Here is a 10225-nt window from a genome sequence, read left to right as displayed (position 1 = left end):
TTGTTTTAGGATAAACCGTTCTCAATTTAAAACAAGTATTTTTCATAAATCCATAGAAAGAATGGTGAATGCAAAACCGATTTATCAAAAAAACATAAAACAGATATTAAGTGTATAACTCAATTAATTAATTCAAAATTACCTTTGAATATTCTAATTTGAGAATTAGGTTCTTTTAATAATATTTGATTCTCAATTATATTTGGAATGTTGTCGTAAATTTCGCTTGAATTATTCATTTCGAGTAATTTGTTTAATGCTTTTTTGTAAAGATAATTTTCTAATCGATTAAAAATACAAAAGATTTTTCTTTGATTTTTTTTCGTTTATTCTTTATAATTTATTTGTTTAGGTTTTTATAATCTTTTCAAAAAAAAAATCTAAAGTCTTTGTATTTAAAAAAAATAGATACTTTTGTCTCAGAAAAATATAGCAATGGCAAAGAATTTAGTAATAGTTGAGTCACCTGCAAAGGCAAAAACAATCGAGAAATTTTTAGGAAGTGATTTCCAAGTAGAGTCAAGTTACGGGCATATCGCCGACTTGCCTTCAAAGGAAATTGGGGTAGATGTAGAGAATGGATTTAAGCCTAAATATGAAGTTTCTCCTGATAAAAAAGCCTTGGTTACTAAATTGAAATCTTTGTCTAAAAATGCCGAAACGGTATGGTTAGCAAGCGATGAGGACCGCGAGGGAGAGGCTATTTCCTGGCACTTGGCGGAAGAATTAAAATTAGATAAAAAGAAAACTAAAAGAATTGTTTTTCACGAAATCACTAAGAATGCTATTCTTAAGGCTATCGAGAATCCACGTGAAATTGATTACAATTTAGTCAATGCACAACAGGCACGTCGTGTCTTAGATAGATTGGTTGGTTATGAATTGTCACCAGTTCTTTGGAGAAAAATAAAAGGCGGACTTTCGGCTGGTCGTGTACAATCGGTTTCTGTTCGTTTGATAGTAGAGCGTGAGCGCGAAATTCAAAACTTCAACGCTGTGCCAACTTATTCGGTTGTAGCTGAGTTTACTAACGAAGCTGGGAAAACCTTTAAAGCGAAATTGCCTAAGAATTTCAATACTAAAAAAGAAGCCGAAGATTTTTTAAATAAAAATATCGGTTCTACTTATAAGGTTTCGGATTTAGAAACGAAACCAACAAAAAAATCACCAACAGCTCCATTTACCACTTCGACTTTACAACAAGAAGCAGCTCGTAAATTATATTTACCTGTTGGAATTACCATGCAGCTTGCGCAACGGTTGTACGAGGCGGGATTGATTACTTACATGAGAACGGATAGTGTGAACTTGTCTAAAGAAGCTATGGATGCTGCCGAAGCTGAGATTATCAAATCCTATGGTAAGGAATTTTCTAAACCGAGAACATTTGCAAATAAGAGTAAAGGTGCACAGGAAGCTCACGAGGCGATTCGTCCTACAGATATGTCACGTCATACCGTAAATATCGATAGAGATCAAGCGCGTTTGTATGATCTGATTTGGAAACGAACTTTGGCTTCACAAATGAGTGATGCGCAATTAGAGCGTACCAATGTTAAAATTGCTGCTAATAATCACAGTGAATTGTTCACTGCTTCTGGAGAAGTATTGCTTTTTGAAGGTTTCCTGAAAGTGTATTTGGAAGGGAATGATGATGACGAGGAAGAACAAGAAGGTATGTTGCCTGCAATGAAGGTGAACGAAAAATTACAGAATAATTATATCACAGCTACTGAGCGTTATTCTCGTCCGGCAGCAAGATATACTGAAGCTTCTTTGGTTAAAAAATTAGAAGAATTAGGAATTGGTCGTCCGTCTACTTATGCGCCAACTATTTCTACAATTATCAACAGAAATTATGTTGAGAAAGGGAATTTGGATGGGCAAGAGCGCAATTATACGCAACTTACTTTACAATCAGGAAAAGTAGGAGAGAAGTTGTTGAAAGAAAACACAGGTTCTGATAAAGGGAAATTAGTACCTACTGATATCGGAACTATCGTTACTGATTTCCTGGTTAAGAATTTCGGGAATATTCTGGATTATAATTTTACTGCCAAAGTAGAACAGGATTTTGATGAAATTGCCGAAGGAAATATCGAATGGGCAACGATGATGCAAGAGTTTTATGATCAGTTTCATCCAACGGTAAAAGATGTTGAAGCCAATGCTGACAGAGAAAGCGGGGAAAGAATTTTAGGAACAGATCCGGCAACAGGGAAACCGGTTTCGGTTCGTTTAGGGAAATTTGGTCCAATGGCTCAAATTGGTGATGCTGAAGATGAAGATAAAAAATTCGCCAGTTTGATGAAAGAACAAAATATTGGGAACATCACTTTGGAGGATGCCTTAAATTTGTTTTTGTTACCAAAAAATTTAGGGATTTACAAAGACGAAGAAGTTGAGGTTAGCAATGGTCGTTTTGGTCCTTATGTGAGACACGGAAGTGCTTTTATTTCATTGCCAAAAGGCGAAGATCCATTGGCGGTAACTAAGGAAAGAGCGCAAGAATTAATTGATGAAAAAGCCCTGGCCGATGCTCCAATAGCCGTTTATAAAGGAGAAGGTGTTCAAAAAGGAACAGGACGTTTTGGGCCGTTTATCAAATGGGCCGGAATATTTATCAATGTGAGTAAGAAATATGATTTTGATAATTTGTCACAATCAGATATTGAAGCTTTGATTGAAGATAAATTGCAAAAAAATATTGATAAAGTAATCCACAATTGGGAAGACGAAGGTATCTTGGTCGAGAAAGCAAGATGGGGACGTTCAGTAATTACGAAAGGAAAAATCAAAATTGAATTAAGCAAAGATGTTGATGCTGCAAAAATGACTTTGGCTGAAGTTCAGGAAATGATTGCTCTAAAAACACCTGCTAAAAAGGCACCAGCCAAGAAAGCAGCTGCTAAAAAACCAGCAGCAAAAAAGACTGCAACTAAAAAGAAATAACAATAGTATTTTCCTTTTATTCTTGGGAAGCAAAAAATCTAGAATAGATAAAAGTTATGATGGGATTTGATTTTCTGGAACCAATAAATGATGAAATTTTAGTAGTATTAAAATCCTTAAGCTCTCAACAATTAGGGAGCAAAGTGGTTTTTCATACTAAAGAAGAATTTCCGGATTTAGCTAAAGTGAAGATCGCTTTAATAGGAGTTTTAGAAAATAGAGGAAGCGAAACCATCGAAAATTCGGGGGATTTATCTGTAATAAGACAGGAATTGTATAGTATGTTTCCAGGGAATTGGGATGCTACAATTGCTGATTTAGGTGATATTTTGCCTGGAAATTCAAAAGAGGATACTTATTTTGCTTTGCGAAAAGTTGTTTCTGATTTAATCAAACAGAAAATTATTCCAATCATTATCGGAGGTTCCCAGGATTTAACATACAGCATATATCGTGCTTATGATGAATTGGAGCAAATGGTGAATTTGGTTGCTATCGATAGTAAATTCGACTTTGGAAAAGAAGATGAGTTAATGTCGAGCAATTCTTATTTGTCTCAAATGATAATCGATGAGCCTAATAATTTATTTAATTTTTGCAATATTGGTTACCAAACCTATTACAATTCACAAGAAGAAATTGATTTAATCGAAAAGCTATTTTTTGATGGGTATCGTCTTGGAGAAGTTTCGAATAATATTGCAATTGCTGAACCTGTTTTTAGAGATGCTGATATTGTTAGTTTGGATTTAAATGCAGTAAAATCTTCTGATTCCGGGAATTTTGTTTCTTTTGCTCCTAATGGATTTAACGGTAAAGAAATTTGTGCGTTGGCAAGATATGCCGGAATTAGTGATAAGGTTTCGATGTTTGGTATTTTTAACCATCATAATTCGCGTCAGGAAGCAATTTTAATTACACAAATTATTTGGTATTTTATTGAGGGTTTCCATTATCGTTCTAATGAATATCCTTTTGGTAGTAGAGAAAATTATATAAAATATAGTGTGCCTATTGAAGACGAAACACTCGTTTTTTATAAAAGTGATAGAACCGATCGTTGGTGGATAGAAATACCTTTTATTTCTAATGGGAATAATAAATTAAAGCGAAATACGTTATTACCTTGTTCCTATGAAGAGTATTTAGGTGCATGTAATCAGGAATTGCCTGAGAGGTGGTGGAAAGCACAAAGAAAAAATGTGCTTTAAATAATCAATTTTTTTACAATTTGATTGATTTATGTGATAATTTCGAATTGTTCTAATGTAGGTTTATTGTGACTTTAGTCGGTATTTTGTGTCTTTAATCGTCTTTTTGTGTTTTTTGTCGATAAAATATTTTTTTTATATTTTATTTAACTTTACATTTGGGCATCTGTTTAATTGTGAAAAAAAGTATTGTTTTATTAATAAATAATAAATAGGTTTACAGACTTAAATAATAAAGAATATATAACCCGAATTTATATGAAGAAGTTCATTGCGTTTATGGCAATTTTGTCCCTTTTAATAAGCTGTGGTAAATCAAGTGATAAAGGAGAGTTAGTGGGTGTTAAAGGTGCGAAATGGCATCCTGAAAAACCTTATGGCATGGCTTTGGTGCCTGGAGGAGCCTATATTATGGGTAAATCTGATGAAGATGTAGCGGGTGTTCAAGATGCACAAACAAAAACAGTAACGGTTCGTTCGTTTTACATGGACGAAACAGAAATTACTAATAGTGAATACCGCCAATTTGTGGAATGGGTTAAAGACTCAACAATACGAATGAAATTAGCTATCTTGGCTGATGAACAGAGTGCTAAACCAGGTGATGGTAAAGGGAAAGGTAAGAATGCAGGAAGCATTGGAGATTTTGCATTTAATGATGCTGATCCTGAAAAGATGACTGCTTATGATAAGTACATGTATGATAACTATTATAGCATAGGTACTGCCGAAGATCAATATGCTGGTAGAAAATTGAACAAAAAGGTTAAGTTAATAAAAGATCCAAAACAATATCCTGATGAATATTATGTAGAAGTTATGGATTCAATGTATATTCCTATTGAAGAATCTTATAATGGTTTACGTAGTATTGATGTAGATAAATTAAAATTTCGTTATTCGTGGATGGATATTCAGGCTGCAGCTAAAGCTAAAGTGGGTAAAAGAAAAGATTTTATCAGAAATGAGGAAGTAAAAGTATACCCTGATACAACAGTTTGGATTAAAGACTTTACTTATTCGTATAATGAGCCCATGCACAATGATTATTTCTGGCATAAAGCTTATGGAGATTATCCTGTTGTAGGAGTTAAATGGACACAGGCTAAAGCTTTTTGTGCTTGGAGAACTTTAAATAAAAATACTTATATCAAATCTAAAAAGAGTGGCCGAGACTTGATTAATTCTTTTAGATTGCCTACAGAGGCTGAGTGGGAATATGCGGCTAGAGGAGGTTTAGAATCTGCTACCTATCCATGGGGAGGGCCTTATACTAAAAGTGACAGAGGTTGTTTCTTAGCTAATTTCAAACCAAATAGAGGGGATTATGCTGCCGATCAGGCTTTGTATACTGTGGAGGCTAAGTCTTATGAACCAAATGGTTACAATTTATATAATATGGCTGGGAATGTGTCTGAATGGACTGATTCTTCTTATGATCCAAATGCTTACGAATATGTATCTACAATGAACCCCAACGTTTTAGATGCTTCAAATAAACGTAAAGTAGTGCGCGGAGGTTCTTGGAAAGATGTTGCTTATTTCTTGCAAGTGAGTACCAGAGATTATGAGTATGCTGATTCTGCAAGAAGTTATATTGGTTTCCGAACTGTTCAGGATTACATGGGCGTACAAAACACAGGTAATGGAACAGGGAAAGCAAGAAAAAATAGATAAAAGAACCCTTAATAAATTTTAATAAATAAAACCTACACACTAATTTAAAAACTAAGATTATGGCATTATTAAGTAAAAAAACAATGAATTTTGCTTACGGTATGGGAGCAGCAGTTGTAATTGTTGGAGCTCTTTTCAAAATTATTCACTTTGAACTTGGGCCTTTAACAGGAACTAGAATGTTGGCTATTGGATTGTTAACAGAGGCTTTTATTTTCGCCCTTTCGGCTTTCGAACCTGTAGACGCTGAATTAGATTGGACATTAGTGTACCCAGAATTGGCTAATGGTACTCCTTCTTCGGGAAGGAAACCAAAAGCAGAGTCTGCATCTGAAGCTCAAGGATTATTATCACAAAAATTAGACGCTATGCTTAAAGACGCTAAAATTGATGGCGAATTAATGGCAAGCTTAGGAAACAGCATTAAAAATTTCGAATCGGCTGCTAAAGGAATTGCTCCTTCTGTTGACGGAATTGCTGCTACAAAAAGATACAGTGAAGAATTGTCTATGGCTGCTGCACAAATGGAATCATTGAATAGTTTATACAAAGTACAATTAGAAAGTGCTTCTAGAAATGCTGAAGCGAACAAAGAAATTGCAGAAAATGCATCTAAATTAAAGGAGCAAATGCAATCCATGACAGCAAATATTTCTTCATTAAACACTGTTTATGGAGGTATGCTTTCGGCTATGAATAATAAAGGTTAATAATTAGACTTAAAAAATTATTGAAAAAAATTACTACAACTAATTATTAGAAAATATGGCAGGAGGAAAATTAACCCCTAGACAGAAGATGATTAACCTAATGTACTTGGTTTTCATCGCTATGTTGGCAATGAATGTTTCAAAAGAAGTAATATCAGGTTTTGGATTAATGAACGAAAAATTTGAAAGTTCAAATGTGAATTCAAAACAAACCAATGAGCAAATGTTAACTGCTTTAGATACCAAAGCAGCTGAGGCTAAAGGTGAATTTGCCGTAGCGGCACAAACAGCTCACAAAGTAAAAGTAATAACCGATAATTTCTTTAATTATATCGCTTCTTTGAAAGAGCAGGCGACTAAAGGCTACGAAACGGATCCAGAGACTGGTAAACTGCCTTATGAAGATATGGATAAAGGAGATAATATCGACAATTGGTTTACCGGAGAAGGTTATACTAAAAAAGGAGATGAAATTATTGCAACCATCAATCAATACAAAGCAGACATGAAAGCTGCTTTAGGGACGGATAAGAAATACGCTTCTATTGTAAGTGAAGTGGAAGCAAAATTTGATGTTTCTGATGTTAAAAATAAAGAAGGTTTAAAAGATAAATTTTTAACTTATCATTTCAAAAGTTTTCCAGCGATTGCTTCAGTTGCAAAATTGTCAACTTGGCAAAATGATATCAATAAAGCGCAATCAGATGTTTATAGTGCTGCATTAGGAAAAGCGGCTGTAGCTGCAGCTTCTTATAGTAATTATCAGGCCATTGTGGTATTAGATAAGAATGCTTATTTTCAAGGTGAAGCAGTTAAAGGTAAAGTGGTTTTAGGTCGTTATGATGAGAATACTAAACCAACAGGTTTTTCTGGTCCAGGTAAAATTGTAAATGGTCAAGCAGTAATCTCTTTAACAGCAGGTGGAGTTGGTGAGCAAACAATTGGAGGTCAATTTACTTTTGTTGAAGATGGTAAAACAATTCCATTAAAATTCACTGGTAAGTATGTTGTGGTTCCAAGACCAAATTCAGCAACAATTTCTGCTGATAAAATGAATGTAGTATATAGAGGTGTTGTAAACCCTATATCAATTTCATTTGCTGGTATTGCCGATAATAATGTTAACGCTTCAGCTCCAGGTTTATCTAAAGTTGGAAACGGAAAATACAATATGAGTCCACAAGGTGGAAACGAAGTAGTAATTAACGTTTCTGGAAAAATGGCTGACGGGAAAGTGGCTTCAGATAAAAAAGTATTCAGAATCAAAGGAATTCCTGGACCTACAGGTACAATTAGGGGGGATATGGGTGTTGTAAAAGGACCTAAATCAAACTTAGAAATTGCTACTATTGGTGCTAAACTAGTTGACTTTGATTTTGATGTTAATTTAGATGTTGTTGGATTTAATTTAAAAGTTACTGGTCAACCTACTGTGGTTGTTCAAGGAAATAAATTGAATGCACAATGTAAATCAGTTCTTTCTAGAGCAGTTCGAGGAGATCAGGTTACTATTTCTGAAATTAAAACAAAACTTGTGGGAGCGGGTAGTTATTTATTGCCAAGGACTGCTCCGGTTATTTTCGAAATTCAATAATAAATATGTTTTGCCCCGATGGTTACGTCAATTTTTATTAATGACACTATGATGAATATGAGAAATTTTTTGATAATTGCACTCTCTTTAATTGGAGGAGTAGCTTCTTATGCTCAGTCTAATCTGTTGAATGCTAGAATTCCAGAAGAAATTGGACTTAAGACAACTGCCCAGCTTAATTCAGATAACGATAAGCCATTAGCTTATGGTTATGTTCATGATAGAGATGTACTGATGGGTAAAATGGTTTGGGAGATAATTGATTTGAGTGAGAAAATTAATTTTCCACTTTATTTTCCTATTGATACGGCTAATATTGGTTCTAATAGACGTTCGCTATATGATGCGTTAACAAAAGCCATAAAAAATGGAGATATTACTGAAATTTATTCAGATAGTTATTTCAATACCAAAAAAACATTTAAAGATATTCAAGCTTCATTGAGTCGTATTGATACTACTGATGCGGGTAAAGAGCAAATAAATGCAGGGCAAAAAACCGTTTCTCAAGAGTATATCTTGAAATCAGATTTAACGGCTCAAGATGTTACCCAATATAAGATTAAAGGTTTTTGGTATTTTGACAAACGTCAAAGCGAATTGAAATACCGTTTGCTAGGTCTTTGTCCCGTAACACCTGATGTGTACACGATGAATAACGAGGAGAAGGATTATATTGAATTGTTTTGGATTTTCTTCCCTGATGCAAGAGAAGTTTTGCATGAAGCCAAAGCTTTTAATGATAAAAATTCGGCAATGCCAATTTCTTTCGATCAAATCTTAAATTCAAGACATTTCAACAGTGTAATTTACAAAGAAGAAAATGTCTATGGCGATAGAGAAATTAAAGAGTATATGAAAGACAATGCTCAAAATCAATTACTCGAAGCTGAACGTGTTAAAGATAAAATCCGTAGTTTTGAATCGGATATGTGGAATTACTAATTTCGATTATAGCTTATATAAAGACTCTTACCTAATGGTAAGAGTTTTTTGTTTTCTGTATTTTTGTTTTTTATTTAGATAGTATGATTGATTATTTAATAGTAGGTTGTGGATTAGCTGGAATTTCGTTTTCTGAAATTGCTTTAGCAAATAATAAGAATATTTTAGTTGTGGATAATGATTCGCAAAATTCTTCCAAAATAGCGGGTGGTTTATATAATCCGGTTATTTTAAAGCGTTTTAGTGAAGTTTGGCAAGCTAGGGAACAGCTGATTTTGATGAATCAATTTTATGTTGATTTAGAAAAAAAACTTCAAGTTAAGGTAGATTTTAAAAAACCTATTTTGCGTAAATTCTTCTCTATCGAAGAACAAAATAATTGGTTTGCTGCTTCGGATAAGCCCGCTCTAGCTCCTTTTTTGTCTACTTCAATAATCACAAAAAAATACTCCGGAATTGATTCACCCTATAATTATGGGGAAGTTCTACATACGGGTTATGTAGATACCGCTTCTTTATTGGAACACTATAAAACGTATCTTTTGCAACAGCAGCTTTTGGTTCAGGAATCTTTTGATTACGAAGCGTTAGAAGTTTTATCGGATAGTATTCGATACAAAAACATTGAAGCTAAACACATTATTTTTGCTGAAGGTTTTGGTTTGCACGCAAATCCTTATTTTAATAATTTGCCTTTGGATGGAACAAAAGGCGAGCTTTTTATTATCAAAGCACCCGAATTAGATTTGGATGTTATTGTCAATACTTCTGTATTTATTCTTCCGCTTGGTGATGGATTGTTTAAAGTAGGGGCTACTTATAATTGGAAAGACAAAACTGATACGCCTACCGAAGAAGGAAAGCAAGAACTAATCGATCGTATAAAGGAAATTATTGATTGCGAATTTGAAATTGTATCTCATTTTGCGGGCATACGTCCCACTGTAAGAGATCGCAGGCCATTAGTAGGAACACATGCTGAGTATAAATCCGTTCATGTCTTAAACGGATTAGGAACAAGAGGGGTGATGCTCGGGCCAGCAATGGCTAAAGCTTTGTTTGATTCTATAGAAAATGATATTCCGTTAGAAAAAGAAATCAATATAAAACGATTTGAACCAAAGAATAAGAGATAA

At 34.0% G+C, this 10225-nt stretch carries 7 protein-coding genes and 1 pseudogene; all 8 read left to right on the top strand.

Going from position 1 to position 10225, the window contains the following annotated elements:
• Positions 1–118, top strand: a pseudogene (locus tag GTZ96_RS15645) (IS1595 family transposase); the annotation flags it as partial.
• A 317-nt stretch (positions 119–435) separates the two neighbouring features.
• On the top strand, positions 436–2952 hold the full coding sequence (gene topA / locus GTZ96_RS15640; protein WP_161644845.1) for a type I DNA topoisomerase: 2517 nt from the start codon (positions 436–438) through the stop codon (positions 2950–2952).
• Positions 2953–3011: 59 nt separating this feature from the next.
• Complete coding sequence (locus tag GTZ96_RS15635) at positions 3012–4163, top strand: formimidoylglutamase (RefSeq protein ID WP_161644848.1); 1152 nt, start codon at positions 3012–3014, stop codon at positions 4161–4163.
• 258 nt (positions 4164–4421) lie between these two features.
• Positions 4422–5840 carry a T9SS ring complex lipoprotein PorK/GldK gene (porK, locus tag GTZ96_RS15630; RefSeq protein WP_161644844.1) on the top strand — a complete coding sequence of 473 codons (1419 nt, stop codon included), beginning with the start codon at positions 4422–4424 and terminating at the stop codon, positions 5838–5840.
• A 59-nt stretch (positions 5841–5899) separates the two neighbouring features.
• On the top strand, positions 5900–6550 hold the full coding sequence (gene porL / locus GTZ96_RS15625; RefSeq protein WP_161644843.1) for a type IX secretion system motor protein PorL/GldL: 651 nt from the start codon (positions 5900–5902) through the stop codon (positions 6548–6550).
• Positions 6551–6605: 55 nt separating this feature from the next.
• On the top strand, positions 6606–8144 hold the full coding sequence (porM, locus tag GTZ96_RS15620) for a type IX secretion system motor protein PorM/GldM (RefSeq protein ID WP_161644842.1): 1539 nt from the start codon (positions 6606–6608) through the stop codon (positions 8142–8144).
• A gap of 51 nt (positions 8145–8195) precedes the next feature.
• The gene (porN, locus tag GTZ96_RS15615; RefSeq protein WP_161644847.1) at positions 8196–9089 is read left to right on the top strand and encodes a type IX secretion system ring subunit PorN/GldN; all 894 of its coding nucleotides are present in this window, start codon (positions 8196–8198) and stop codon (positions 9087–9089) included.
• An 83-nt stretch (positions 9090–9172) separates the two neighbouring features.
• Positions 9173–10225 carry an NAD(P)/FAD-dependent oxidoreductase gene (locus tag GTZ96_RS15610; protein WP_161644841.1) on the top strand — a complete coding sequence of 351 codons (1053 nt, stop codon included), beginning with the start codon at positions 9173–9175 and terminating at the stop codon, positions 10223–10225.

Source organism: Flavobacterium undicola (genome assembly GCF_009909155.2).
GTDB classification, from domain to species: Bacteria; Bacteroidota; Bacteroidia; order Flavobacteriales; family Flavobacteriaceae; genus Flavobacterium; species Flavobacterium undicola.
The sequence above is the reverse complement of the archived record's forward strand: the minus strand, read 5'-3'. Positions and strand labels throughout refer to the sequence as shown.